We start from the raw sequence: 23,845 nt of genomic DNA, 5'->3' as shown, positions 1-23,845 counted from the left end.
GGTCGGGCGGGCTTCTTGGCCTTCGATCCTACGCTCCGTGCACGCGAAGCAGACATTGTTCGCACCATCCACATGTATCGACTGGTTCACCTTGATCTTATTATTCATGTCAGGTGGATATTGCAGATTCGGTGACGATGGGTCACCATGGAGGCACCTAAGTGCCCTTGCCGGACCACCCATCCGGCGCCCGACTGAGGAGTCGCCTCGTGCGATACCTGATCCAGTTCTTCGTCATGCTGTGGCGGGCGATAGCCCCGCCCGCCCGGGGCCGCCACACGCGGTCCGCGCCGCCTCCCGCTCGAACCCAAGCCCCGAGCCGCTGCACGCCCGTGCGCCGCCGCTGGGAGTGGCAGGACCCGCCGCCCCCTCCTCCGGAGCCCGTCGAACCCCCGGTGGAGCGCGACCTCATCCCGCCCTACTACCGGGCATGGGAACAGGCGCGAACAGACAAGCGGTCCGTCCCCGACCACCTCGGCGGCGACCTCCTGCACGTCATCGCTCCAGCCGCGCCACCACCGCGCCCACCGGGCGATCTCACCGACCTCACCGCCGTGGTCCGCCAGTGGCACACCGCCCAGGCCGCCCAGACCGCCCAGACTGTCCAGGCCATCCAGGCCGCCCGAACCTTCGAGGGGGTGAGGGCGTGAACTCCCTCGCCTTCCGGTCGCGCCGCAGCCGCAGCCGCAGCAACCGCGTCCGCCCCTTCCTCACCGTCCTGCCCACGGCATGGGTCAGCGTCGCCACGGGCGCCCTCCCGATCGTGCTCACCGCCGCACACCAGGCACTCCGGGAGGCGAAGCGATGATGTCCGCGACCACCGCCGTCACCATCACGGACCTGACGTGCGACGACGTCCGCCTGTGTCATGAGGCCAACGGTTCCGGCTCTCTCGTCTCCCTGGCCGTGGCCGCCTGCCACGTCGACCTCTCCCCGGGCTGGAGCGCGCACGGCCGCGCCGCACGCGTCGCCGCCCTGGAGAAGCTCGCCCGCCTGGCTCAGCAGGCCGCCCGCGAGCTGCGCGAATCCGGTCAACGGCAGGGGAACAAGCCATGACCGCCGTGCCCGAGCCGCGCCGCGAACCGAGGACCGTGTTCGAGGTGCACGAGGTCGAGAGCAGGGAGGCCCTGCGCGCCTGGGCCCGCGCCCACAGGGTGAGAGTCCGCTACCTGGGCTCGACCTGGCAGCACGAGGAGGTCTACGGCGCCCAGCAGGGCACGCAGGTCCGCGTCTGCCGCACCCCGTGGGAACACCACCGCTTCCACCCGGTCGTGTGGAGGTCACCACTGGAGGCACTGCCACTGGAGAAGCCGCCGTCCATCCCCCGGCAGCGCACTCCCTGAACCGGCCGCGCGCCGGGCGGCTCCGGGCCCCCGGCGCGCGGCCCTCCACCCTTAACCCCTTTGGCTTCCGCCCCGCCACGCCCCTGACGAAGGACTCCCATGGCCCACGCACCCCGCACCGACCTGCCCGTTTCCCTGCTCACCGTGGCCGAGGTGGGCGACCTGTTCAGGGTCAATCCCAGGACCGTGAACCGGTGGGTCGCACAGGGCCGCATCCCCGTGGTCCGTACTCCCGGCGGCCACCTGCGCTTCGTCCCGGCCGAGGTCCGCCGACTGCTCCGGGCCGACCAGCGGCCCACCGCCTGAACCCCGGCGCGGAGTGGAGGCGGTACCCCGTCCCAGGCCGGAAAAAAAGATTCTGTACGCCGTACGGAATTATCTCCGAATCCCTTGTGTTCCCTCGATCGTAGGCCGTACTGTACGGCGTACGACAAGCGTGGAGAGGGGAACGCTGTGAACACGACCGGAGGCGCGGTCACCGCGCGCGGTCTGGGCAAGCGCTACGGGAAGAGCTGGGCGCTGCGCGGGTTCGACCTGGACGTGCCCGCGGGCAGCGTGTGCGGGCTGCTCGGGCCCAACGGCGCTGGCAAGACCACCGCCGTACGCGTCCTGGCCACGCTGCTGCGCGCGGACGAGGGCACCGCGCACGTCGCCGGGTACGACGTGTCCTCCCAGGGGGACGCGGTCCGCCGGAGCATCGGCCTGGTGGGCCAGAACGCCGCCGTGGACGAGGTGCTCAGCGGACGGCAGAACCTGGAGATGTTCGGCCGCCTCTACCACCTGGGCGCCCGGCGCGCCGCCGCGCGGGCCGACGAGCTGCTGGAACGCTTCCGCCTGGCCGACACCGGACGCAAGCCGGTCAGCGCCTACTCCGGCGGAATGCGCCGCCGCCTGGACCTGGCCGCCAGCATGATCCTGTCCCCGCCCGTGCTGTTCCTGGACGAGCCCACCGTCGGACTCGACCCCCGGGGCCGCAACGAGGTGTGGAACGCCGTCCGCGCCCTGGTCGCGGGCGACACCACGGTGCTGCTCACCACCCAGTACCTGGAGGAGGCCGACCAGCTCGCCGACCGGATCTCGGTGGTCGACTCCGGCCGCGTCGTCGCCGAGGGCACGCCGGAGGAACTCAAGTCCCGGCTGGGCGGTGACCGGCTCGACGTGGTGCTCCACGAGGCCGCCGCGCTGGACCGGGCCGCCGCCCTCATCGGCCGGGTGACCGGAGAGCGGCCCGAGGTCGAGGCCGACGCGCGCCGGATCGGCGCCGGTGTTCGGAACCGGGTCGCGGCCCTCACCGAAGTGGTGAGGGCGCTGGAGGAGGAGGGGATCGAGGTGGAGGACGTCGCACTGCGCCGCCCGACCCTGGACGAGGTCTTCCTGCACCTGACCGGCGGTCATGGCGACCGAGGGGACCGCGGTGACCACGGTGACCGCGACGGCCACGGGGACCGCCGTGGCCGTGAGGGCGTCGGTGAAGCTGGCGAAGTCGGTAACGGCGGTGGCGGTCGTGACGGCAGTGGCGGGAGCGACCGTGACGCCGATGGCGGCCGTGACGTCAGTGACGGAGGTGACCGCGACGCCGGTGGCGGTGACGGCCACGACGTTCGTGGGGAACGCGGTGACAGCGGGGAACACGGCGAGCGCGGAGAGCACGAGGACAGCGACGACCGAGTGGGGGAGAGCCGATGAACGACACCGTCATCCGGGGCGCGGTGTCCGCGCCCGCCGACCGGCTGCGCTGGGCGCTGGCGGACGGGTGGACCATCGCCCGGCGCGACGTCGTGCACTGGCTGCGCCAGCCCGGCCAGCTCGTCGCGGGACTGCTGTTCCCCGTGGTCATGGTGCTGATGTTCGGGTTCCTGTTCGGCGGGGCGATGACCGTGCCCGGCGGCGGGGACTACCGGGAGTTCCTGATGCCCGGCATGTTCGCCATGGCGATGGTCTTCGGGGTGGGCGAGACGGTCACCGCCGTGTCCCAGGACGCCGCGCGCGGCGTCACCGACCGGTTCCGCTCCATGCCCATGGCGCCCTCGGCCGTCGTGGTGGGCCGGTGCGCGGCGGACATGCTCCGGTCGGCGATCACCCTGGTCCTGCTGGTCCTGTGCGGCCTACTGGTGGGGTGGCAGTGGAACGGCACCCTCGGTGAGGCCGCCGCCGGGATCGGGCTGCTCCTGCTGCTGCGCTTCTCGCTGGTGTGGGTGGGCGTCTACGTGGGCCTGGCCGTGCGGGGCGAGGGCGCCCTCGGGGCCGTGCACATGCTGGAGTTCCCGCTGGGCTTCCTGTCCAACGCCTTCGTGGCGACGGCGTCCATGCCGGTGTGGCTGGGCGCGGTCGCGGACTGGAACCCGCTGTCGTCCACGGTCGCCGCCACCCGGGAGCTGTTCGGCAACCCGGGGTGGGGCGGGGAGAGCTGGATCGCGCAGAACGCGGTGCTCATGGCGGTGGTCTGGCCGCTGGTGCTCACGGCGGTCTTCTTCCCGCTGTGCGTGCGGCGGTTCCGGGCGCTCGGCCGCTGAGGGCTCAGGCGTCCGGGCGCGGGCCCGGGTCCTCCTCCAGCGCGGCGAGGAAGGCCCGGGCCCGCCTGCGTTGGCGTGCGGTGAGCGGTGCCACCAGGAACAGCGCGAGGGCGGACACGGCTAGGGTCACGGCGTTTCCCCAAGCCAGCGGTCCGGTATTGGTGAACGCTATCCACAGTTGCAGCGCGAAGCTCAGACCGAAGAGCACGACCATGGTCTTCGGCCAGTACGGCGCCCTCAGAACCGCCCTGGCCTGGTGCCGGGCGATCTGGTTGGTCTCAGGATCGGTTCCGGGAACTCCACGGAGGACCAGACGCCCGGCCGCGCGCAAGCGGGCGCGGCCGACGTCCGGGAGAAGCTCCTCGGGGATTTCCCCCCTGGTGACCACCCCGATGAACAGTCCGAAGAGGATTGCAGAAAACCCACCGATCAGTAAGTACCACAGAGCGCTACTCCCGACACTCGGAAGGAAGAACGCGAAGAAGAGCGCCGTAAAGCAGCCGAAGAAGACGCCGCCGAGGACCCCGGAGCGAACTGCGTACCGCTGCGGGTTCCGGTGGGCGTAGAGACGCATGCGGTAGGAGAGGGAAGGGCGCTCCTGGCTCATCGGACCATCCGTCCCTGGGCCGCGTCGTAGAGGTCGCAGAAGGTGCGCATTCGCTGACGCCGGGCCCTGAGAGCCAGGATAAGGGTGGCGAATCCGGCGAAGAGGGAGATGTTGTTCAGAGCTATCGCCATGAGGGCGGGGTCCTCGTGTCGGAACCCTCGCACGAGTAGGAACACAGCGTTGCCGATCATCAGCCCGTTCAGGACGAGATAGCTGACCAGCCCCCAACGGGGCAACACCCAACCGAAGGACCTGAGGTGCACTCCGGCGTGGACACGCGCGAGGAAGTTCGTCCAGGGGTCACCGCCCATGACGGCGTTGCTCGACAGGACCCGCGCCTCACGCAGTTGTTCGCGCGTTGTCCATGGAGGCAGGTTCTTCGGGTGCACCGCGTCCAAGGAGGCGGTGAGAAACAGAGCGAGGACGTTGAGCAGGGGAAGAGGAACCAACAAGGCGGTTCCGAGAGTGCCGGAGAAGGTTGCGGCGGCGTCCGCCCAGGCGGCGTCCACGCCGAACCAGGCGAGATCCCTCATGACGGCATGGAGGCCCTTCGCCACCGCAAGAATGACGAGGAGCAGGAAGGACGTGATCCAGCAGACCACCATCGCGCCGAACCCCGGGCCGTACAGGTCCGTGTAGCTCGGGCGGCGGACGTTCGGGGGCTGGTGCACACATCCTCCGCGGGCCCGGGGCAGGGGGAAGCGCGGTCGGGCCGGTGTCGCGCCTGTCCGAATCCTAGACGAGACAGGGCATTCCGGACGTGGCGTGGCCGCCTCCGGTCGCGCACGCGTTTCCATGTACGGTCCACCGTCACCGTCACCGTCACCGTCACCGCCACCGGCTGCCGCGCTGGGCTCCGCCTTCCGGCCCCGGCGGCCAGCGGCACGACCCCCTCAGTCCTCCGACAGCCACTCCGATCCCTCCGGCCACTCCGGTTCCTCCGCCCCTCGCGGTCCCTCCAACGGCAGCCGCACCGTGAACGTGGTTCCCTCACCGACGACGCTCTCCACCGCCACCGACCCGCCGTGCAGCTCCACCAGGTTGCGCACGATGGCCAGCCCCAGCCCGCTCCCGCCGGTGCGCCGGTTGCGCGACTTGTCCGCCCGCCAGAACCGGTCGAACACGTGCGGCAGGTCCTCCGCCGGGATGCCCACACCGGTGTCGGCCACCTCGACGACCGCCTCCCCGCCCGAGCGGCGCGCCCGCACGGTCACCGTTCCGGGCGCCGGGGTGTGCCGCAGCGCGTTCCCCAGCAGGTTCCCGACCACCTGCACCAGCCGGGTCCGGTCGGCGACGACCACCACGCTCCCGGCCTCATGCCCGGCCTCGTCCCCGGCCTCCGCCACCAGCCGCAACCCGGCCCCGGCGGCCCTCAGCCGCTGGCTGTCCACCACCTGCTCCACGAGCGCCCCGGCGTCCACCGGCTCCGGGGACAGCCGCAGCTTGCCCGCGTCCGCCAGCGCCAGGTCCTGGAGGTCGTCGACGATGTCCTGGAGCAGCAGCGTCTCGCCGACCAGCATCCCCATCCGCTCCCGGTCCAGGTCGGCGACCCCGTCCTGGGCCGCCTCCAGCCAGCCGCGCAGGTTGCTCAGCGGCGTCCGCAGTTCGTGCGAGACGTCGCTGACCATCGCCCGGCGCTGCTTCTCCAACCGCTCCAGGTGCTCGGCCATCTCGTTGAACGCGTCCGCCAGCTGGCCCAGCTCGCCGGAGTCGCGCACCTCCACCCGCGAGTCCCCCCGCCCCTCGCGCATCCGCCGCACCGCGTCGGTCAGCGCGCGCACCGGGCGGACGAGCCGCGTGGACACCGCCACGCTCACCACCACCGTCAACACCAGTACCAGCAGCACCACACCGAAGACCCGGCCCAGACCCTCGCCGGTCAGCGGCACGACACCCGACGCCTCCGCCTCGGGATCGTCGGTGAACAGCAGCGCCGCCGGGGCCACGTAGGGGTCCAACTGCTCGCGCCGGGCGGAGTCCAGGCACGCGGAGGTGCGGGCGTCGAAGCGCGGCGGCTGGGGCGCCCCGGACCCCCAACCGCCCATCTCCTCGGGAACCGCCCCCGGGGTCGGGACCTCCTGGGGCACCAGAGGCGGCGACGGCTCCCGCGACGGCGCCGGTTCGTCCTGAGCGGGAGGCGCGCCCGAGCCCCCGGCCGGGTCCCGGACCTCCTCGGAGGGTTCCACGGGCACGGGATTCCCGCCGCCGGGGTCGCCCGGCACCTCTCCGGGAGCGACCGTCTCCTCCCCGGGCGCCGGGAGGTCGCGCGGGGCGCGGGCCTCGTCCGCGAAGCCCCCGGGGGCCGTCGCGGAGCTGACGGAGAACGCCACGGGGACCCCGAGGACCCCGTCCATCCGGTACTCCGCCTCCGCCTCCTCGGGAGTCTCCACGCCCAGGCAGGTCCTGACCAGGCCGTTCAGCTCCTCCAGCGCCTCCCGCTCGCCGTCGGTCGGCTCCTCCAGCGCCTCCAGCCCGCAGTCCAGCCACGCGTACCGGTCCGCCTGGGCCACGGTGACGGCGGGGCGTCCGCTGGGCCCGGCCTCCACCTCCACCGCCATCCCGTACAGGTCGCGCAGGCAGGACGCGGTGTTCTCCGCCCGCTCGGCCAGGTGGAGCCGCTCCCGCTCCGGCAGCGCGAACGGCCCCACCGCGCGGGGGTCGATGCGCCCGGTGACGTCGGAGGCGAGGGTGACGTCCACGGCCAGCGGATCGACCACCGAGGTCGTCCGCGGCGGAAGCGGCCGGACCTCCTCGGCCGAGTCCGCGACCAGCCCGTGGTTCTCGGTGGTCAGGACGATCCGCCGACCCGTGTCCTCGGACAGGTACCGCACAGTCTCGCCCACGCCGTCCCACCCGGGGTGGGCGGCGGCGTAGGCGACGAGCGTGTCGTGGATGCGTGTGTCCACGGCCAGGGTCTCCCCCTGCTGCACGGTGAGCGACTCCGACGTCCTCTGCACCGCCAGCCACGCCGTCGCGAAGATCGAGCAGACCGCCACCAGCACCGAACTCGCCAGCAGGCGCGCCAGCAGGCTGTGCCGCAGCGCGCCCCTACGCCGACCGGTCATCGGTCTTCCCGACGAGCTTGTAGCCGACGCCGTACACGGTGACCAGCCGCACCGGTCTGCGCGGGTCCGGCTCCAGCTTCTGGCGCAAATTCTTCACGTGCACGTCGATGGTGCGCTCGGTGATGAACCGGCTCATGCCGTGGATGTGCTCCAGCAGCTGCGCGCGCGTCAGGACCCGGCCCGGCTGGGCGGCGAGTGCGGCGAGCAGCTGGAACTCGGCGGGCGTGCAGGTGATCGGAGTTCCGTCCACCCGCACGGCGTGGCGCGACGGGTCCACCGAGACCGGGCCCGCGTGCAGCACCCGGTCCGCTTCGGCGGGGTCCCTGCGCGAGCGGCGCAGCAGCGTGCGCACCCGCGCCATCAGCTCACGCGGGCTGTAGGGCTTGGTGACGTAGTCGTCCGCGCCCAGGTCGAGCCCGGTCAGCAAGTCCTCCTCGGTGGAGCGGGCGGTGAGCATCAGCACCGCCACGTCGGACTCCGCCCGCAGGGCCCGGCACGCGTCGAGGCCGCTCATGACCGGCATCATCACGTCCAGGACGACCAGGTCGGGGCGGTCCCGGTGATGCGCCGCGACCGCCGCGCGCCCGTCGTGCACGACGCGGACGAAGTGCCCCTCGTGCTCCAGGTAGCGCCGGATCAGGTCGGCCTGGTTGACGTCGTCCTCGGCGACCAGCACATGCGCGCACACGGTGACCTCCGATCGGCTTCCGGCCCGGTCGGGCCTCGGTGCGGCTCGATCGTACGCGTGCGCGCGAGGGCGCCGGGGCGGGCCGGTGGAGCCTCCGCAGGTCACCACACAGGTCCCACACGACGGGCACACGGGTTCTTCACATTCGTCGGCCAGTGTTCGTTGTCGTCCGGAGCGCGAGCACGCCGGACGCCTCCCCGAACGAAGCCGGACGGAAACCCCATGCGCCCAACGATGCCCGCACGCCCCAGCCGGACTCTGACGTCCCTCGCGGCCGCCGCTGTCCTGGTAGCGCTCACGGCCTGCTCGTCCGCCACGGCCGACGAACCGGCGTCGGAGGACGCGCCCGTCGACGCCGCCGGCAACGGCGTCGAGGGCGTGGAGATCGCGACGGTCGTCGGCGACGGGGTCGACGTCCACGCCGAGCCCGGCGGCGAGGAGGTGCTGCACACCCTCGCGAGTCCGAACGACTTCGGGGTGGAGCGCGCGTTCCTCGTCGAGCGCAACGAGGGCGAGTGGCTCCAGGTCCTGCTGCCGGTCCGACCGAACGGCAGCACGGGCTGGGTGAGGAGCGACGACGTGTGGCTGACCTCCACGGCGTACCGCGTGGAGGTCGACACCGGCGACTTCGAGTTCACCGTCTTCGACGGGGACGAGGAGGTGCGCACCGGGGTGATCGGCACGGGGGAGGGCGAGACCCCCACCCCCGAGGGCCGCTACTACTTCACCGAGCTGCTCCAGCCGCCGGACCCGGAGGGGCCCTACGGGGTCTACGCCTTCGGCCTGAGCGGGTTCTCCGAGACGTTGGAGACGTTCGCCGGCGGGCCCGGCCAGCTCGCCGTGCACGGCACCGACGACGAGGACGCCCTGGGCCGCGAGATCAGCCACGGGTGCGTCCGGGTCTCCAACGAGGACATCACCTGGATGGCCGAGAACCTGCCGATCGGCACCCCGGTCGAGATCTCCGGCTGAGGCGACCGGCTCCGGACCGCCGCGCGGGACGGTATCCCGCGCACACGAACTCACACACGAGGACCGACATGCGTCTGAAGAACTACCTGATCGTCGCCGGTTTCGCGGCCGCCGCCCTGTTCGGCGGATCTCCCGTCTGGGCCGACGAATCGTCCGCCCCCGCCCCCGCCCCGGCCGAGTGCGCGGGGCTGCCTGCCGAGGACGGTTCCGCGGCCCCCGCCGAGGACTCCGGTGCCGTGGCCCCGTCCGAGGAGCCCGGCGGATGGGCGCCCGGTGAGGGTGCGCCGGGCGAGGAGTCCGGTGCGGGGGTCGAGCCGTGTGAGAGCGCGGTTCCGTCCGAGGAGCCCGCCCCGGCCGAGGATGACGAGGCGGCCGAGCAGGAGCAGCGGGACCGCGAGCGGGAGATCGAGGAGGCCGCGGCTCCGGTCCCCATGCCCGCGGACCCGAACTACACCGGCTGACCAGCTGGTCCACGACCGGTGTCACCCCGTGGCGCGCACGGGGTGACACCGCGTGTACGGGGCCGGTCCCCTCAGCGGGGCCGGTCCCCTCAGGAGGCCCCGGAGCCCTGACCGGCACCGCCCGCCGACGCGGGGAGTTCGACCGACTGCCGGTGCCGGAACACGTTGAGCGGGTCCCACCGCTCCTTCACCCGCTGGAGCCGGGGGTAGGAGTCCTTGTAGTAGAGCTTCGACCAGCGGTCCTTCGAGGTGTTCCAGGCCGGGTCGCCGAGGTCGACGTCCGGGTAGTTGACGTAGCACCCGTCGGTGGCGTCGCCGACCACGGGGACCCCGCCGGTGGAGGCGAACGTCTTGCGGTAGGTGTCGCGGATCCACGCGATGTGCCGGGCCACGTCGGACTCCGGCTCGGTGCGCTTCCAGTAGACCTGGTACTGCACCTTGAGCACGGAGTCGCGCTGGGGCACTGCGGTGTCCACCGGCGGCTGGTTGACGGCCCCGCCGTAGGAGTCGACCTGGATCAGGGCCTCCTTGTTGACGTAGTCGGTGTAGTGCTCCTTGCCCAGGTAGGCCCACATGGCCTCGATCTGCGCCGGGCTGAAGGGCCTGCGCAGGTAGGCCGACTTGTACTTGCCGCACTGGTTCTCGCCGGAGCCGTTGAGCACCTGGGTGGCCGTCAGCCAGGGCAGCTTCCGGGGGGTCTGCATGCCCCGGACCGCGGGGTGCTCCCCCATGGGGGTCGTCATCTGCCCGGACTTCGGTGCGATCCGGCCGTCTACGGCGTCCAGGAACTCCTCCATGGCCCGTCCGCCCTCGGAGCCGTCGGCGTCGACCTGCGCGACGAGGCCGATCTCACCGTTGCTGACGTGGTTGAGCTTGAGCAGCGCGAAGAGCCTGCCGGACGCCTCGTCCGGGTCCTGGTGGTCGCGGAAGTACTCGCCGTACGCCGTGACCAGGGCGGCGAAGTCGTCCTTGGTGAAGTCGGACCACTTCCACGAGAGGCCGCTGAGCAGCACGTTCGACGGGGGTTCGGGCAGGTCGCGGAACCAGAACCGGGTGACGATCCCGAAGTTCCCGCCGCCGCCCCCGGTGTGCGCCCACAGCAGCTCCCGGCGGTCGGGGTCGGGGTCGTCCCGGGTGGCCAGGACGAGTTCGACCGAGCGGTCGGGGCGTACCACCGCCACCTCCACCGCGTACAGGTAGTCCACGGTGAGCCCGTACTGGCGGGAGAGCAGACCGTAGCCTCCCCCGGTGATGTGCCCGCCCACACCCACCGAGTAGCAGGACCCGCCAGGCAGGGCCCTGCCGCTGAGCGGGTACAGGTGGCTGTAGCCGTGCCAGTTGGTGGCGCCCGCCTCCACGCAGTACGCCTCCAGTTCGGGGTCGTAGCCGATCCCGCACATGGGGCTGACGTCCAGGATCACGCGGACGTCGTCGCCGCAGACGAAGTCCTCGTAGCAGTGGCCGCCCGAGCGCACCGTGATCCGCGTGCGGTCCGTGTCCGCCGCCGTCTGGTTGACCGCCTCGGACAGGGCGCGGGCGGCGCCCTCGGGCGTGGCCACCATCCGCACGTAGTCGGGACGGGCGATCCAGCGCTGGTTGAACCCCCGGTTGAGCGCGGGATAGCGCTTGTCGGAGGGCTTGACGGTGGTCAGGGGAGGAATGCCGTGGTCATGGGACATGTGAGCCGCCTGAGCTGCGAGGACGAAGAGACGCCATGTGGTTACCCAGCGTGTTCGGATGCGAAAAGCAACCGACCGCCCTGTGTGGTTACGGACGGTGACGGAGGCCCGTAAGGGGCGGGGCCGGTCGCCGAAAAGGCTTTTGGTGCACATCCGCCCCCGAGCAGGGGCGGAGCCGCAGGAGACCCCTCTGCGGCATCCGAGACCCCGGGTCCTTGAACCCTCATGGAACTCCTTCGGCCTCCCGGCACCGTTCCAGTCCCTCTGGAGCCCCACGGGCGACCGGGAGGGCCCCTCCGGGCCCCGGGCCCCGGGCCCGCGCGGCTCGCCGGTCCGCGTCCGGGCCGGGCGCGGGCGGCTGACCTACGCTGGCGCCATGACTGATCTGCCGCAGCGCTGCGACGCCGTGGTCGTGGGGGCGGGCATGGCCGGACTGGTCGCCGCCGCCGACCTCGCCGCCGCCGGGCTCGACGTGACCGTCGTGGAGGCCGGGGAGTCCGTGGGGGGACGCGTCCGCAGCGACGTGCGGGACGGCTACGTGCTCGACCGCGGCTTCCAGATCCTCAACACCGCCTACCCGGCCGTGCGCCGCCGCCTGGACCTGGACGCCCTGCGCCTGCGGTCCTTCCCCAAGGGGATGGCCGTGCGCACCGACCGGGGGCTGCTGCGGCTGCACCCGTCGCCCTCCGGCGCCCTGTCGTCGCTGTCCCTGCTGTCCGGATCGCTCGTCCGGCCCTCCGACCTCTTCCGCCTGCTGCGCGCCGTGGCCGCGGACGCCCTGGAACCGGCCGACCGGATCAAGGCCAGGCCCGAGACCGACACCCTCACCGCGCTGCGCCGCCTCGGCCTGGGCAAACGGGCCGTGAACACCCTGGTGCGCCCCTTCCTGACCGGCGTCTTCCTGGACGAGTCCCTGAGTACGTCCAGCAGGGTCAACGACCTGGTCTGGCGCAGCTTCGCGCGGGGTCGGCTGGCCGTTCCGGAGGCGGGCATCCAGGCCGTCTCCGACCAGCTCGCGGCGCGCGCCGGGAGCGCGCGGTTCCTGTTGGGGACGCCCGCGCACGAGGTGGCGCCGGGGCTGGTGCGCACCGAGGCGGGCACCGTGCGGGCCCGCGCCGTCGTGGTCGCGGTCGGCCCGGGCGCGGCGCCCAGGCTCCTGCCCTCGCTGCCCGCGCCGGTGCTCAACCCCGCCACCACCTACTACCACTCCCGTCCCGCCGGACCCGACGACGACCCGCTCCTGCACGTGGACGGGCGCTCCCGGCGCAGCGGGACCAGGCTGAGCAGCGTCATGGTGCTGACGGCCACCGCCCCGTCCTACGCGCCGCCCGGCCGGGCGCTGATCGCCTCCTCCACGGTGGGCCCCCACCAGCCCCCGGAGGCCGAGGTGCGGGCGGAGGCCGCCGGAATCCTGGGCACGCGCGACGGGGACTGGGAACACCTGGAGACGGTGCACGTGCCCGACGCCCTGCCCGCGGCGCCGCCGCCCCTGGGCGACCTGCGCCGTCCGGTCCGCCTGGAGGAGGGCCTCTACGTCGCGGGCGACCACCGCGACACGCCCTCGCTCCAGGGGGCGCTGGTCAGCGGGGCGCGGGCCGCCGCCGCGGTCCTGGCCGACCTCGACGGGCGGTGAGCCCGACGCGGCCGCGCGTACGAGTCGGTGCGGGCGGCCGCGTCGGCCCGGCGCGGAGCGGATCCGCACCGGCCTCGCGCGGAACGGTTCCGTGCCAGCCTCGGGCGGAGCGGATCCGCGCGCTGCCTCAGGTGACCAGGATCTGCGGCGAGACCGTCTTGAGCATCGCGTCGGCCCAGCTCATCTGCCGCAGCGACTGCGGATGGCACCGCTTGGTGAGCGCCAGCAGCTCGGCGTCCGCGGTTACCTGCGCGCCCTGTCCGAGCAGGTCCCAGTCCAGGGACACGCCCGCGGCCATGCGGTACAGCCGACGCAGGTCCGCCAGGAGCAGCAGGTCGGGGTCGGAGTCGTCCCCCGGCAGCTCGCCCGCCTCCTCGGTGGGCGGGCCCGGGTTCTCCGGTTCCGGCTCCCCGAGGTCCAGGCCGTAACGGGCACCGGCCTCGGCGATCTCCCGCACGTGCTCACGCGACCAGCGGACCAGGTCCCGGGCCACGTGGTGGATCTCCTGCTCCTTCTCGTGCCGGTCGGCGATCCTGAGCAGTTCCCCGGCCAGGGCGCTCTCGGCGTCGTGCAGTTCGCGCAGGGCCACGGTGATCCTCATCGCGCACCTCCGGTGACGTTCTCCTCGGAGGCGGCGTCGGGGCCGCCCGCGGTCTCGGGCACCCCGCCGCCGACCGGCCGGGACGCGGTCGTCGTCGGCGCGGGCGCCGGTGTGCCGTCCCCGGCTCCCAGGCGCCGCAGCCGGGCCGCCGAGGTCTTGAACAGGGGCTGTTTGGACACCGGGTCCCAGTCGGTGACGGTCGTCTCGTTGGCCGCCCGGTCCCGGTCGGGGGAGCCGCCGTCGGCGTCCCTGTCCCAGTAGCCGTAGTGGAACGGGACGAACAGCACCCCGGGGCGGATGCCGCTGATCCGCGCCCGCGCCCGGACCACCCCGCGGGGTGAGGCCACCTCGACGGGGTCGCCCTCGGAGATCCCGGCCTCCCGGGCGTCGGAGGGCGAGACCTCCACCCAGACCTCGGGGGCCGCCCCCTGCAACTGCGGTGCCCGCCCGGTCTTGGTCCGCGTGTGGAAGTGGTAGAGCGTGCGGCCGGTGATGAGCGCGAAGGGGTACTCCCCGCCGGGCTCCTCGTGCGGCGGCAGGTACTCGGCGGTCTTGATGATCGCCCGGCCCTCGGGGTTCATCGCCTTGTACTCGGTCGGCTCCAGCGGCGCCCCGGTGATCAGGTCGCGGCCGTAGCTCTCGCACTGGTCGGGCGCCGCCCAGAACCGGCCGTCGGCGTACAGGCGCTCGGTGCCGTCCGGGTTCTGGTCGTTGCAGGGCCACTGCACGCCGCTGCCGCCGCGCAGCTTGCCGTAGGTGAGGCCGGTGTAGTCGCACGGCCGTCCGGCGGTGGCGCCCTTCCAGGCCTCGAAGGCCGACTCGGGGTCGTGCCACTGCGGGAACGGCGCGCCGTCGTTGTCGCGGAAGTCCATCCGCCGGGCGTAGTCCAGGAAGATGTCCAGGTCCGACCGGGCCCCGCCGGGCGGCTCGACGGCCTTGTCGGACAGGTGGACGGTGCGGTCGGTGTTGGTGAACGTGCCGGTCTTCTCGCCCCAGGTCGCGGCGGGCAGCACCACATCGGCGAGTTCGGCCGTCTCGGTCAGGAAGATGTCCTGCACCACCAGGAACAGCCCCTCCCGCGCGAGCACCGAGCGGATCCGCGCCAGCTCGGGCAGTGACACCGCCGGGTTGGTGGCGCTGACCCACAGGAACCTGATCGACCCCTTCTCGGCGTACCGCATGATCTGCATCGCGTGCGTGGGCGGCGCGTAGTGCGGGATCCGCATGGGATCGAGGTTCCACACCGCGGCGAGGTCGCTGATGTGGTCGTCGTTGCTCCAGTTGCGAAAGCCCGTGAGGTCGCCGTCGGCACCGCACTCGCGCGTGTTCTCCGCCGTGGGCTGCCCGTTCATCTGGAGGACGCCCGCGCCCGGCCTGCCGAGCATGCCGCGGATCAGGTGGATGTTGTTGACCTGCACGGACGCGGCGGTCGCCTGGTGCGACTGGTAGAAGCCCTGGAGCACGGTCGACATCAGCCGCTCGGCGCCGCCCAGGAGCGCGGCGGCCTCGCGGATCCGCTCCGCGGGGACCCCGCAGATCCCGGCGGCGCGCTCGGGCGGGTACCCCTCCACCTCCGCGACCAGGGATTCGTAGCCGACCGTGTGGGCCTCGACGTAGTCGTGGTCGACCATGTCCAGCCGGATGATCTCGTGCAGGATGCCGTTCATCAGCGCGACGTTGGTCCCCGGCATCGGCGCCAGGTGCAGCGCGGCCTCCCGCGCCACCGGGGTCGGCCGGGGGTCGACGCACAGGATCCGGGGCGGGTTGGGCCCGGCCAGCCGGTCGAGCACGCGCGTCCACAGCACCGTCTGGGTCTCGGCCATGTTGTGGCCGTACAGGGCGATGACGTCGGCGTGGTCGATGTCGGTGTAGGAGCCGGGCTGCCCGTCGCAGCCGAACGACTCCTTGAGCGCGGCGGCGGCGGTGGCCGTGCACAGCCGGGTGTTGCCGTCCATGTGGTTGGTGCCGATCGCGCCGTGCCCGATGGCGGCGAGCGTGTAGTACTCCTCCAGGAAGAGCTGCCCGCTGGTGTAGAAGCCGATCGCGCTGGGGCCCTGCTCGTCGAGCAGCTCCCTGCTGCGCCGCACGACCAGGTCCATCGCGGTGTCCCAGTCGGTCTCGACCAGTTCGCCGTCCCGGCGCACCAGGGGCCGGGTGAGCCGGTCGGGTGAGTGGTTGGCCTGCCACCCGTAGAGGTCCTTGGGGCCCAGGCGCCCGTGGTTGACCCGGTCGCCCCCGCGGCCCCGCACCCCCACGATCCGGTCGTCCTTGACCGCGATGTCGAGCGCGTCGCCGTTGGAGTGCAGGATCGACGCGGACTGGACCCAGCGGTCCACCTGGTCGGGGGCCACCCCCTCGGCCAGGTGGCCGTCCACTCTGGCCGGCCACTCCTGACCGGGCCCGTACGGGGTGCGCGTCCCCCATGGTTCGGCGATCCTGTCCCTGGACGGCACCGACACCACCCCTTCCCGTGCGGCCGAAACGCGTGGACGCCGCTACCCGGGGGGCGAACGCGTAAACGGTACGGGGACCTGCGCCGCCCGGGCGGGGCCGGCCGATCGCGCCCGGCCCCGGCTCAGGGCAGGTGCACCATCCCGGCGATCCGGCCGGCCGCCTCCCGCACGGCGGCGCCGAAGGGGGCGGGATCGTCCAGCTCCAGGAGCGAGACGCCGACGCTGGCCACCGGCTCGGAACGCGTCCCGACCACCGCCGCCGACACCCCGGTCACCGCGTTGGTCACCTCGGCGTGGGAGACGGCGTAGCCCCGCTCGCGGGCCAGGGCGACCTCCTCGCGCTCCCCGGGCCGGGGCGGCATGGCCGCGAGCAGCGCCAGCCCGGCCGACCCCTTGTCGATGGGATCGACCCGCCCGGTCCGGAAGGCGATGTGGGCCGTGGCCCCGCGCGGTTCCACCACCATCAGGGCGCGCGCCTCGCCCTCACCCTCGGGAACGACGAGGTGCGCGGTGGCCGCCTGCGACTCGGCCAGCTCGGCCAGGACCGGACCGGCGACCTGGCGCAGGTCCGCCTCCACCGACTCGGCCAGCGCTACCAGTCCGGGCCCCAGGGTGATGCGCTTGAAGGGGCCGCGTTTGCACAGCCGGTGCTCCTCCAGCGTGCGCACCAATCGGTGGGCGACCGTGCGGTGCACCCCCACCCCCTCGGCGATCTCGGTGAGCGACAGTCCGTGCGGACTGCGGCTGAGCAGCTCCAACACCTCGATCCCGTTGTGCAGGGTCTTGGACGTCCGGGTGTTGGGCCTGTCGGCCGGTGTCTCGGGCATCTGGCTCCTCTCGCACCGCGAAGATACACCTCCCGCCTCTTGACGCAGGTGACGTGTGACACATACGTTAAGCCTTAATTGCACACCTAGTGCGATTATCGCACATCAAGGGGGAGGTTATGGACGCATCGCTGGTCACGGGCATCCACCAGCTCTACGCGCGCCAGTCCCACCTGATCGACGGCGGCCACGCCGACGCCTGGGCGCGGACCTTCGCCCCCGACGGCGAGTTCCACTCACCGACCTATCCCGCGCCGGTCGTGGGACGCGACCGCCTGCGGGCCTTCGCCGAGGACTTCGCGCACGCGGCCCGGGAGGCGGGCGAGGTGCGCCGCCACGTGGTCACCAACCTCTTCGTGGAGTCCGCGGACACCACACACGCGCAGGTCAGCGCCTATCTTCAGGTCATCGGCACCCGTGTGACGGGCGACACCGCAATCCTGAGGTTCACCACCGTCAGCGACCGGCTGGTCCACGACGGACAGGACTGGCGCGTCGCGCGCCGGGACGTCCGGCGCGACGACACCGCCTGAACCCCGACCGCGCCCGACCGGACCCGCGCCCGCCGCACCCGCTGAACCCCGGCCGCGCCACGACCGGCTCCACCGCACCCGCTCCCCACCAGACCCGGACCCGCCACCCCGGTCCCGTCCCACCAAGGAAAGGCCGCACACCATGACCCAGCACGAGGGCACCGGCCCCGCCCGCGTCGTCCACCGCGTGATGGAGGCCGTCCACCCCGAGATGGCCGGCCGCACCGCGGTCGTCACCGGGGCGGCGCGCGGCATGGGCCGCAGCTTCGCCGCCGCCCTGGCCACCCGCGGCGTCAACGTCGTCGCGGCCGACATCAACGACGTCGACATGAAGCGGGTCGCCGACGAGATCAACCGCGACCTGGCCGACAGCGCTCTGCACGAGAGGCCCGGCCGGGTCGCCCCCCGCCGCGTCGACGTGGTCGTGCCCGAGCAGCACGACGACCTCGCCCGCGCCGCCGTCGACGAGTTCGGCACCCTCGACTACTGGGTCAACAACGCCGGGGTCTTCCCGTACGCCACCGTCGGCGAGATCACCGCCGAGCAGATGTCCGCCGTCCTCGACGTCAACGTCCAGGGAGTCCTGCACGGCGCCCAGGCCGCCGCCCGCCGCATGCGGCCCGGCGGCGTCATCGTCAACATGTCCTCGGTGTCGGCGGTGCGCGTGCGCCGGGGCCGCGCCGCCTACTGCGCGTCCAAGGCCGCCGTCGCCCACCTGACCGAGTCCCTCGCCGTCGAACTGGGCGACAAGGGGCTGCGCGTCAACTCCATCGCCCCCGGCTTCATCGACACCGAGATGACGCGCTGGCTCCAGGACGACCCCGAGGCCCTGGCCGCCGCCCTGGACAACGTGCCGCTGCACCGGGTCGGCTCCCCCGAGGAGGTCGTCGGCGTCCTGCTCTTCCTGCTCTCCGACAGCAGCCGCTACGTGACCGGGCACAGCATCGCCGTCGACGGGGGTTCCCGCCATGTCTGAGCACGTCGGCCAGCACGACCACGACGACGAGGAGACCGCCGACGTCGTCGTCATCGGCGGGGGAGGGGCCGGGCTCGCCGCGGCCGTCACCGCCGCCGAGGAGGGCGCACGCGTCCTGCTGTTCGAGTCCGAGTCCGAACTGGGCGGCTCCACCCAGCTCTCGGCGGGGCTCTTCACCGCCGCCGCGACCAGCGTCCAGCGCGGCGCGGGCGTGGAGGACAGCGCCGAGCGCTTCTACCAGCACTACATGGACCTCAACCAGTGGATGCTCGAACCCGGGCTGGTCCGCGCCTTCTGCGAGAACGCCGGACCCACCCTGGAATGGCTCATCGGACTGGGCGCCGGATTCCCGGCCCGGACCTCCACCAACGCGCACATGCCCGGCCTGACCCGGGCCGGGGTCGAGGACGTCTGGCGCGCCCACGTCCCCGCCGACCAGGGGCTCGGACTGGTCCAGGTGCTCGCCGCGGCCTGCCGCCGCCTCGGGGTCGAGACCGTGCTCAACACGCGGGTGCGGCACCTGCTGTTCGAGGACGGCCGGGTGCGCGGCGTCGTCGCCGACGGCGTCACCGTCCGCGCGAACGCCGTCGTGGTCGCCACCGGCGGCCTGGCACAGGACCCCGAACTGCTCAAGGAGTACTACCCGGACGCCCTGGAGGCGGGCGAGCACGCGTTCGTCGTGGCCGCGCCCGGCAGCCGGGGCGACCACATGCGCTTCGCCGAACAGGTGGGCGCCTCCGTGACCGGCACGGGCTGGGGGCTGCGGCTGCCCACCGTCTACTTCCAGCGCCAGCACCACTGGCAGTCGGGGTTCCCGCCGCTCTCGCGCGTGTACGTCAACGGGGCCGGGCGCCGCTTCATGGACGAGGACGCCTCCTACGCCGTCTCCACCGGCATCATCGACGCCCAGGGCGGCTCCGTCTGGTGCGTGTTCGACGACCGGGCCCGGGCCTCGCTGCCCGCCGGGTACGCGGACTGGACGCCCGAACGCGTCACCGAGGAGGCCGACGCGGGCCGCACCCTGCGCGCCGACACCCTGGAGGAACTGGCCGCCCTCATGGGGGTTCCCGAGGCCGCGCTGCTCACCACGGTGCGGACCTGGAACTCCCAGCTGCCGAACGGGCGGGACCCGGACTTCCTGCGCCACCTGACCCTGCGCGGCAAGGGGGCGCAGACCGATCCCGAGCCCCTGGACACCGCTCCGTACTACGCGGCCCGCGTGCTCCCGGCCGAGATCGTCTGCACGCACGCCGGTCTGGAGATCGACTCCGCCGCCGCCGTGCGCGACCGCACCGGGACCGCGGTCCCCGGGCTCTTCGCCGCGGGCGAGGCGGGCGCCGGTGTCCTCGGCCCCCGCTACGTCGGCGGCGGCAACGCGGTCGCCAACGCCCTCACCATGGGCCGCGTCGCCGGCCGGGGAGCGGCGGGCGCGCGGACCGGACCCGCCCGGCGGGCGCGACCCGTCGCGTGACGGGCGGCGCCACCGGACACGCCCCGGGGCGGATGTCCTGAGGCGCACCCGCCCCGCACCTTCCGCCCCACCGCACCGGACGCTTCACGCGGTCCCCTCGGCGCACGGCTCCCGCTGTCCTCCCGACAGCCGACAGCACGCGCCCCGGCCCCCCGCCATCCCCCACGACCAAGGGATCGGGCGGCGCACACACCGATCCGATCCTCTCCCCAGGGAGGCAGCATGTCACTCCACCAGCAGTCGGCGTCCGGGCCAGCACCGGCGCCGGAAGAGGGCTTCCAGTCGCGGATCAAGGTCATCCGCGCGGCGGTCATCGGCACCGTCGTCGAGTACTACGACTTCGGCATCTACGGCTACATGGCCACGTTCGTGGCGATGCTCTTCTTCGTCTCGGAGGACCCGACGGCGGCCCTGCTGGGCACGTTCGCCGCGTTCGCCGTCGCGTTCTTCATGCGTGTGCCCGGCGGGATCCTCTTCGGCCACATCGGGGACCGCTACGGGCGCAAGCGGGCCCTGTCCTGGACCATCCTGCTGATGGTCCTGGCCACCGCGGCCATCGGCGTGCTGCCCAACTACTACACGCTCGGCGTCTGGGCGACCGTCCTGCTGGTCCTGTGCCGCTGTGTCCAGGGCTTCGCGGCGGGCGGCGAACTCGGCGGCGCCAACGCCTTCGTGGCCGAGTCCGCCCCGGCCCGCTGGCGGGCCACCCAGACCTCCCTGGTCAACTCGGGCACCTACTTCGGCTCGCTGTTCGCCTCGCTGGTGGCGCTCACCTTCACCACGGTCTTCACCGAGCAGCAGATGCTGGACTGGGCGTGGCGCCTGCCGTTCCTGCTCAGCCTGCCCATCGGCGTCATCGGCCTCTACATCCGCAGCCACCTGGACGACACCCCGCAGTTCAAGCAGCTGGAGGACAAGGGCGAGACCGAGCGCATGCCGATCCGGACCCTGCTGGTCACCAACTGGCGGTCCGTGCTGAAGATCATCGGCCTGGGCGCGGTGATCACCGGCGGCTACTACATCGTCTCGGTGTACGCGGCCACCTACCTCCAGACCACGGCCGGGCACTCCGCCCAGCTGGCCTTCGCCTCGACCTCGGTCGCCATGGTCGTCGGCGCCGCCACGCTGCCGCTCTCGGGCTACCTGGCCGACACCATCGGCCGCAAGAAGGTCATCCTCATCGGCAGCGTCGGGGCCGCGCTCCTGGGCTTCCCGATGTTCATGATGATGTCCGCCGGTCCGGCCTGGGCCGCGATCGTGGGCCAGACGGTGCTGTTCGTGTGCGTCTCGGTCGTCAACGGCGCCTCGTTCGTCACCTACGCCGAGATGCTGAGCGCCTCCACCCGCTACAGCGGGATCGCGCTCGGCAACAACGTCACCAACACGCTCCTGGGCGGCACCGCGCCCTTCGTCGCCACCTGGCTGATCAGCGCCACCGGCCAGCCGCTGGCGCCCGCGGGCTACTTCGTCCTCACCGCCCTGGTGACGCTGGTGGCCGTCCTGTTCGTCACCGAGACCCGCGGCACCGAACTGCCGATCGACTGAGAGGACGAGGGACATGAGGACAGCGGACGCGACGAGCGGCGGAACCGGACACGGACTGGCCGGGCGGGTCGTCCTGGTGACGGGCGCCGCGGGCGGCATGGGCAGGGCCGAGGCCCTGGCACTGGGACGCGAGGGCGCCCGGGTCTGGGTGGCGGACCTGGACGCGGAGCGGGGCGAGGACACGGCCCGGGAGATCGGTGATCTGGGCGCGACGGCCCGGTTCGCCCGCCTGGACGCCGCCGACCCGGACGACTGGGCGCGCCTGCGCGACCGGATCGCGGACGAGGACGGCGGACGCCTGGACGGGCTGGTCAACAACGCCGGGGTCAGCCACCGCTTCGGGATCGCCGACACCACGGACGAGGACTGGCGCCGCGTGCTCGACGTCAACCTGTCCAGCGTGTTCTACGGAATGCGGTCCATGGCCCCGCTGCTGCGCGCGTCGGGGTCGGCCTCGGTGGTCAACGTGTCCTCCATCGCCGGGATGACCGGCTACTTCTCCGCCTCCTACGGCGCGAGCAAGTGGGGCGTGCGCGGCCTGAGCAAGGTGGGGGCGCTGGAGTTCGCGCCCTGGGGGGTGCGGGTGAACTCCCTGCACCCCGGGCTGGTGGACACCCCGCTGCTGCGCTCGGGGACCGACGACTTCGTCGAGGAGAGCCTGCGCTCGGTGCCCGCGGGCCGGGTGGCCGAACCCGGCGAGGTCGCCGACGTCGTCCTGTTCCTGCTGTCGGAGGCCTCCCGGTACGTGACGGGGGCCGAACTGGTCGTCGACGGCGGCCTGACCTCCGGCGGCCTCTACCACCGGATCACCTCGGGCCTGCGGAACGGGCCCGTCTGAGTGTCCGGACACGGCTCCGGGGAGGCGCCCACCGTCCAGGTGCGCCTCCCCGGTCCCCGGAGCACGCGCGGGCTCCGGTGCCCCCAGGGCTGCCGGAACCGGCGCGGCCCGCGGCGCCTCCGGGGCCGGTCCGCGGCCCGGGACCCGCACGCGCGGGCCCCGGGCCGTAGGGCCGGGTCACCACGCCCGAGCCGTGCCGGTGCCGTCAGGCGGCGGCCCGGTCGGTGACGCTCCGGACCGCCTCGACGGCCAGTCCGGGCTGGTCGACGTGGATGTAATGGCCGCTCTCCTCGGCGGTGCTGAGCCGACTGTCGCCGGAGACCTGGAGCCACTGCTCCTGTCCCTCGGTCCACACGCGCTCCAGTTCGGCGCCGTACTCGGGGATCTCGCCGAGGTACTGGACCCCGTGCTGGACGACCTCGGTCGAGATGTCCCCGGCGGAGCGGACCTCCGCGTCGCTGTCGATGACGATGCCCTCGGGGTTCTCGCCCCCGAACACCGCGAGGTTCTGCTCGCGCACCTCGGCGCCCGGGCCGGTGGCCGACTCGGGGATCACCTCGGTGATGTCGTCGAGCATCGTCGGGGACGTGGCGTCCAGGAGCACCAGGCCCCTGACCCGGTCCTGGTGGTCGGGGGCGTAGCGGGCGGCGATCAGCCCGCCCAGCGAGTGGCCGACCAGGACGACCGGGCCGTCACCGGCGACGTCGTCCAGGACGGCGGTCAGGGTCCGCCCGGCGTCGGCGACGCTCTGGGGGCCGGGCGGCTGGTCGCTCCCGTCCTCGCCGAACCGGTCGTAGGAGCAGACCCGGTCCCCCTCGGCCAGGGTCTCCTGGAAATCCGCCATGGTGTCCAGGCCGTCGCCCATCCCGGCCAGGAGGACGACGACCGGCCGCTCGTCGGCCGGGGCGCCGGAGCAGGAGACGTTCAGGGAACCGCCCTCGACGTCGAGCGTCTTGGTCCCGGTGAACAGCTCCCCGTCCGTCATCACGTCCTCAGCGGCCGACTCCAGGTCGGACTCCACCTCCTCCAGACCGGCGCCCACGTCCTCCAGGCCGGACCGCACGTCGGAGCACCCGACGAGGCCGGTCCCGGCCACGGCCAGGCACAGTGCGGTCAGGGCGGTCGTCCGGACGGTGCGTGACACCGGGGCCTCCAGCGGGGGAATCGGGACGGGGGTCGTCGAGCGGCGCCGCGGGGCCGGGGAAGAGGGAGTCGAGCCCGCTCCGGCGGACCGGCACTCCGCGACTGGGGAAGAACCTACGGACGCGGCGGCGCCCGGGTCGTCACCTCACGGTGGACACCTGTGTGTGGCTCCTCCGGGGGACGGGCCGGCCGTCTACCGGGGCGGGCCACGCAGCCGACCCGGGGCGGCGCCCGTCCGCCCGCGCCGAGCCGCACACCTCGCCCCTGCGCGGGGCGGTACCCGTTCACCTGCGAAGACGCGCCCCTCCCGGGCCGCGTTGCCGTGTCCGGGGCGCCGGGACGCGCCCCGCTTACCGCCTCCGGAAGACCGCCGACCGCCGCGGACGGGCGCGGGCCGCGCACCGGAGGGGACCGGTGAAGGTCCGCCCCGCGCCCCCGTGTCCCCCGTGCGAGCTACGCGCAGGTGTCCACTCCACGGTGACGACCGCGCACCACCG

General features: G+C 73.0%; 24 protein-coding genes. 15 read left to right on the top strand and 9 right to left on the bottom strand.

Annotated features, from left to right (window positions below; translation table 11 throughout):
* Window positions 1-209 precede the first annotated feature (209 nt).
* The 7 genes from AC0VX6_RS27760 (at window position 210) to AC0VX6_RS27730 (ending at window position 3,856) form a co-directional block, all read left to right on the top strand.
* Window positions 210-650 carry a hypothetical protein gene (locus AC0VX6_RS27760; RefSeq protein ID WP_475466856.1) on the top strand — a complete coding sequence of 147 codons (441 nt, stop codon included), beginning with the start codon at window positions 210-212 and terminating at the stop codon, window positions 648-650.
* Complete coding sequence (locus AC0VX6_RS27755) at window positions 647-808, top strand: hypothetical protein (RefSeq protein ID WP_475466855.1); 162 nt, start codon at window positions 647-649, stop codon at window positions 806-808. The genes AC0VX6_RS27760 and AC0VX6_RS27755 overlap by 4 nt, the downstream gene beginning before the upstream one ends.
* Window positions 808-1,056, top strand: coding sequence for a hypothetical protein (locus AC0VX6_RS27750; RefSeq protein WP_475466854.1), 249 nt, complete (start codon window positions 808-810; stop codon window positions 1,054-1,056). Before AC0VX6_RS27755 ends, AC0VX6_RS27750 begins: the two co-directional genes overlap by 1 nt.
* The gene (locus AC0VX6_RS27745) at window positions 1,053-1,343 is read left to right on the top strand and encodes a hypothetical protein (RefSeq protein ID WP_475466852.1); all 291 of its coding nucleotides are present in this window, start codon (window positions 1,053-1,055) and stop codon (window positions 1,341-1,343) included. The genes AC0VX6_RS27750 and AC0VX6_RS27745 overlap by 4 nt, the downstream gene beginning before the upstream one ends.
* A gap of 99 nt (window positions 1,344-1,442) precedes the next feature.
* Window positions 1,443-1,649, top strand: coding sequence for a BldC family transcriptional regulator (locus AC0VX6_RS27740; RefSeq protein WP_274975412.1), 207 nt, complete (start codon window positions 1,443-1,445; stop codon window positions 1,647-1,649).
* A 147-nt stretch (window positions 1,650-1,796) separates the two neighbouring features.
* Window positions 1,797-3,029 (top strand): ATP-binding cassette domain-containing protein, encoded by a 1,233-nt coding sequence (locus AC0VX6_RS27735; RefSeq protein ID WP_475466851.1) that lies wholly within the window; start codon window positions 1,797-1,799, stop codon window positions 3,027-3,029.
* On the top strand, window positions 3,026-3,856 hold the full coding sequence (locus AC0VX6_RS27730) for an ABC transporter permease (protein WP_475466849.1): 831 nt from the start codon (window positions 3,026-3,028) through the stop codon (window positions 3,854-3,856). The genes AC0VX6_RS27735 and AC0VX6_RS27730 overlap by 4 nt, the downstream gene beginning before the upstream one ends.
* 4 nt (window positions 3,857-3,860) lie before the next feature.
* Here the strand turns inward: AC0VX6_RS27730 and AC0VX6_RS27725 are convergent, their stop codons facing one another.
* The 4 genes from AC0VX6_RS27725 to AC0VX6_RS27710 all read right to left on the bottom strand — a co-directional run bounded on the left by AC0VX6_RS27725 (window position 3,861) and on the right by AC0VX6_RS27710 (window position 8,216).
* Entirely contained in the window at window positions 3,861-4,463 is a 603-nt protein-coding gene (locus AC0VX6_RS27725) for a hypothetical protein (RefSeq protein ID WP_475466848.1), read from the bottom strand.
* Window positions 4,460-5,134, bottom strand: a complete 675-nt coding sequence (locus tag AC0VX6_RS27720; RefSeq protein ID WP_475466846.1) for a hypothetical protein — start codon at window positions 5,132-5,134, stop codon at window positions 4,460-4,462. Before AC0VX6_RS27720 ends, AC0VX6_RS27725 begins: the two co-directional genes overlap by 4 nt.
* A gap of 222 nt (window positions 5,135-5,356) precedes the next feature.
* Window positions 5,357-7,528, bottom strand: coding sequence for an ATP-binding protein (locus AC0VX6_RS27715; RefSeq protein WP_475466844.1), 2,172 nt, complete (start codon window positions 7,526-7,528; stop codon window positions 5,357-5,359).
* Entirely contained in the window at window positions 7,512-8,216 is a 705-nt protein-coding gene (locus tag AC0VX6_RS27710; protein WP_475466842.1) for a response regulator transcription factor, read from the bottom strand. Before AC0VX6_RS27710 ends, AC0VX6_RS27715 begins: the two co-directional genes overlap by 17 nt.
* A 222-nt stretch (window positions 8,217-8,438) precedes the next feature.
* Here AC0VX6_RS27710 and AC0VX6_RS27705 point away from each other — a divergent pair, with 222 nt between their 5' ends.
* Both AC0VX6_RS27705 and AC0VX6_RS27700 read left to right on the top strand, forming a co-directional pair.
* Window positions 8,439-9,188: a L,D-transpeptidase gene (locus tag AC0VX6_RS27705; protein WP_274975405.1), complete on the top strand. Its 750-nt coding sequence runs from the start codon at window positions 8,439-8,441 to the stop codon at window positions 9,186-9,188.
* Window positions 9,189-9,256: 68 nt separating this feature from the next.
* Window positions 9,257-9,649 carry a hypothetical protein gene (locus tag AC0VX6_RS27700; protein ID WP_475466841.1) on the top strand — a complete coding sequence of 131 codons (393 nt, stop codon included), beginning with the start codon at window positions 9,257-9,259 and terminating at the stop codon, window positions 9,647-9,649.
* 89 nt (window positions 9,650-9,738) lie between these two features.
* On the opposite strand, the gene AC0VX6_RS27695 is transcribed toward AC0VX6_RS27700, so the two are convergent.
* A complete protein-coding gene (locus AC0VX6_RS27695; RefSeq protein ID WP_475466839.1) occupies window positions 9,739-11,328 on the bottom strand; it encodes an FAD-binding oxidoreductase in 1,590 nt (529 codons plus the stop codon).
* A gap of 376 nt (window positions 11,329-11,704) precedes the next feature.
* On the opposite strand from AC0VX6_RS27695, the gene AC0VX6_RS27690 reads away from it, so the two are divergent.
* Window positions 11,705-12,961, top strand: coding sequence for an FAD-dependent oxidoreductase (locus AC0VX6_RS27690; RefSeq protein WP_274975402.1), 1,257 nt, complete (start codon window positions 11,705-11,707; stop codon window positions 12,959-12,961).
* Between the two features lie 127 nt (window positions 12,962-13,088).
* On the opposite strand, the gene AC0VX6_RS27685 is transcribed toward AC0VX6_RS27690, so the two are convergent.
* The 3 genes from AC0VX6_RS27685 to AC0VX6_RS27675 all read right to left on the bottom strand — a co-directional run bounded on the left by AC0VX6_RS27685 (window position 13,089) and on the right by AC0VX6_RS27675 (window position 16,842).
* Window positions 13,089-13,562, bottom strand: a complete 474-nt coding sequence (locus AC0VX6_RS27685; RefSeq protein ID WP_475466838.1) for a hypothetical protein — start codon at window positions 13,560-13,562, stop codon at window positions 13,089-13,091.
* On the bottom strand, window positions 13,559-15,937 hold the full coding sequence (locus AC0VX6_RS27680; RefSeq protein ID WP_475469455.1) for a molybdopterin oxidoreductase family protein: 2,379 nt from the start codon (window positions 15,935-15,937) through the stop codon (window positions 13,559-13,561). The genes AC0VX6_RS27685 and AC0VX6_RS27680 overlap by 4 nt, the downstream gene beginning before the upstream one ends.
* A gap of 200 nt (window positions 15,938-16,137) precedes the next feature.
* A complete protein-coding gene (locus AC0VX6_RS27675; RefSeq protein ID WP_274975400.1) occupies window positions 16,138-16,842 on the bottom strand; it encodes an IclR family transcriptional regulator in 705 nt (234 codons plus the stop codon).
* Window positions 16,843-16,961: 119 nt separating this feature from the next.
* Here AC0VX6_RS27675 and AC0VX6_RS27670 point away from each other — a divergent pair, with 119 nt between their 5' ends.
* From AC0VX6_RS27670 to AC0VX6_RS27650, 5 genes are all read left to right on the top strand, one after another.
* Window positions 16,962-17,375, top strand: coding sequence for a nuclear transport factor 2 family protein (locus tag AC0VX6_RS27670; protein WP_475466837.1), 414 nt, complete (start codon window positions 16,962-16,964; stop codon window positions 17,373-17,375).
* 142 nt (window positions 17,376-17,517) lie between these two features.
* A complete protein-coding gene (locus AC0VX6_RS27665; RefSeq protein ID WP_475466835.1) occupies window positions 17,518-18,351 on the top strand; it encodes an SDR family NAD(P)-dependent oxidoreductase in 834 nt (277 codons plus the stop codon).
* A complete protein-coding gene (locus AC0VX6_RS27660) occupies window positions 18,344-19,822 on the top strand; it encodes an FAD-dependent oxidoreductase (protein WP_475466834.1) in 1,479 nt (492 codons plus the stop codon). The genes AC0VX6_RS27665 and AC0VX6_RS27660 overlap by 8 nt, the downstream gene beginning before the upstream one ends.
* A 222-nt stretch (window positions 19,823-20,044) precedes the next feature.
* Window positions 20,045-21,367 carry an MFS transporter gene (locus AC0VX6_RS27655; protein ID WP_475466833.1) on the top strand — a complete coding sequence of 441 codons (1,323 nt, stop codon included), beginning with the start codon at window positions 20,045-20,047 and terminating at the stop codon, window positions 21,365-21,367.
* Between the two features lie 13 nt (window positions 21,368-21,380).
* Window positions 21,381-22,205, top strand: a complete 825-nt coding sequence (locus tag AC0VX6_RS27650) for an SDR family NAD(P)-dependent oxidoreductase (RefSeq protein ID WP_475466831.1) — start codon at window positions 21,381-21,383, stop codon at window positions 22,203-22,205.
* Window positions 22,206-22,410: 205 nt separating this feature from the next.
* On the opposite strand, the gene AC0VX6_RS27645 is transcribed toward AC0VX6_RS27650, so the two are convergent.
* Window positions 22,411-23,349: an alpha/beta fold hydrolase gene (locus AC0VX6_RS27645; RefSeq protein WP_475466829.1), complete on the bottom strand. Its 939-nt coding sequence runs from the start codon at window positions 23,347-23,349 to the stop codon at window positions 22,411-22,413.
* Window positions 23,350-23,845: the final 496 nt, after the last annotated feature.

The organism is Nocardiopsis sp. iso_25 (assembly GCF_056173305.1).
Note: the sequence above shows the minus strand (reverse complement) of the source record. Positions and strands in the feature narration are given on the sequence as shown.

Bases quoted from the DNA above. Each gene is read 5' to 3' on its own strand.
- AC0VX6_RS27750 (WP_475466854.1), top strand. From the start codon at position 808: ATGTCCGCGACCACCGCCGTCACCATCACGGACCTGACGTGCGACGAC.
- AC0VX6_RS27745 (WP_475466852.1), top strand. From the start codon at position 1,053: ATGACCGCCGTGCCCGAGCCGCGCCGCGAACCGAGGACCGTGTTCGAG.
- AC0VX6_RS27740 (WP_274975412.1), top strand. From the start codon at position 1,443: ATGGCCCACGCACCCCGCACCGACCTGCCCGTTTCCCTGCTCACCGTG.
- AC0VX6_RS27730 (WP_475466849.1), top strand. From the start codon at position 3,026: ATGAACGACACCGTCATCCGGGGCGCGGTGTCCGCGCCCGCCGACCGG.
- AC0VX6_RS27725 (WP_475466848.1), bottom strand. From the start codon at position 4,463: ATGAGCCAGGAGCGCCCTTCCCTCTCCTACCGCATGCGTCTCTACGCC.
- AC0VX6_RS27715 (WP_475466844.1), bottom strand. From the start codon at position 7,528: ATGACCGGTCGGCGTAGGGGCGCGCTGCGGCACAGCCTGCTGGCGCGC.
- AC0VX6_RS27705 (WP_274975405.1), top strand. From the start codon at position 8,439: ATGCGCCCAACGATGCCCGCACGCCCCAGCCGGACTCTGACGTCCCTC.
- AC0VX6_RS27700 (WP_475466841.1), top strand. From the start codon at position 9,257: ATGCGTCTGAAGAACTACCTGATCGTCGCCGGTTTCGCGGCCGCCGCC.
- AC0VX6_RS27695 (WP_475466839.1), bottom strand. From the start codon at position 11,328: ATGTCCCATGACCACGGCATTCCTCCCCTGACCACCGTCAAGCCCTCC.
- AC0VX6_RS27690 (WP_274975402.1), top strand. From the start codon at position 11,705: ATGACTGATCTGCCGCAGCGCTGCGACGCCGTGGTCGTGGGGGCGGGC.
- AC0VX6_RS27685 (WP_475466838.1), bottom strand. From the start codon at position 13,562: ATGAGGATCACCGTGGCCCTGCGCGAACTGCACGACGCCGAGAGCGCC.
- AC0VX6_RS27675 (WP_274975400.1), bottom strand. From the start codon at position 16,842: ATGCCCGAGACACCGGCCGACAGGCCCAACACCCGGACGTCCAAGACC.
- AC0VX6_RS27670 (WP_475466837.1), top strand. From the start codon at position 16,962: ATGGACGCATCGCTGGTCACGGGCATCCACCAGCTCTACGCGCGCCAG.
- AC0VX6_RS27665 (WP_475466835.1), top strand. From the start codon at position 17,518: ATGACCCAGCACGAGGGCACCGGCCCCGCCCGCGTCGTCCACCGCGTG.
- AC0VX6_RS27660 (WP_475466834.1), top strand. From the start codon at position 18,344: ATGTCTGAGCACGTCGGCCAGCACGACCACGACGACGAGGAGACCGCC.
- AC0VX6_RS27655 (WP_475466833.1), top strand. From the start codon at position 20,045: ATGTCACTCCACCAGCAGTCGGCGTCCGGGCCAGCACCGGCGCCGGAA.
- AC0VX6_RS27650 (WP_475466831.1), top strand. From the start codon at position 21,381: ATGAGGACAGCGGACGCGACGAGCGGCGGAACCGGACACGGACTGGCC.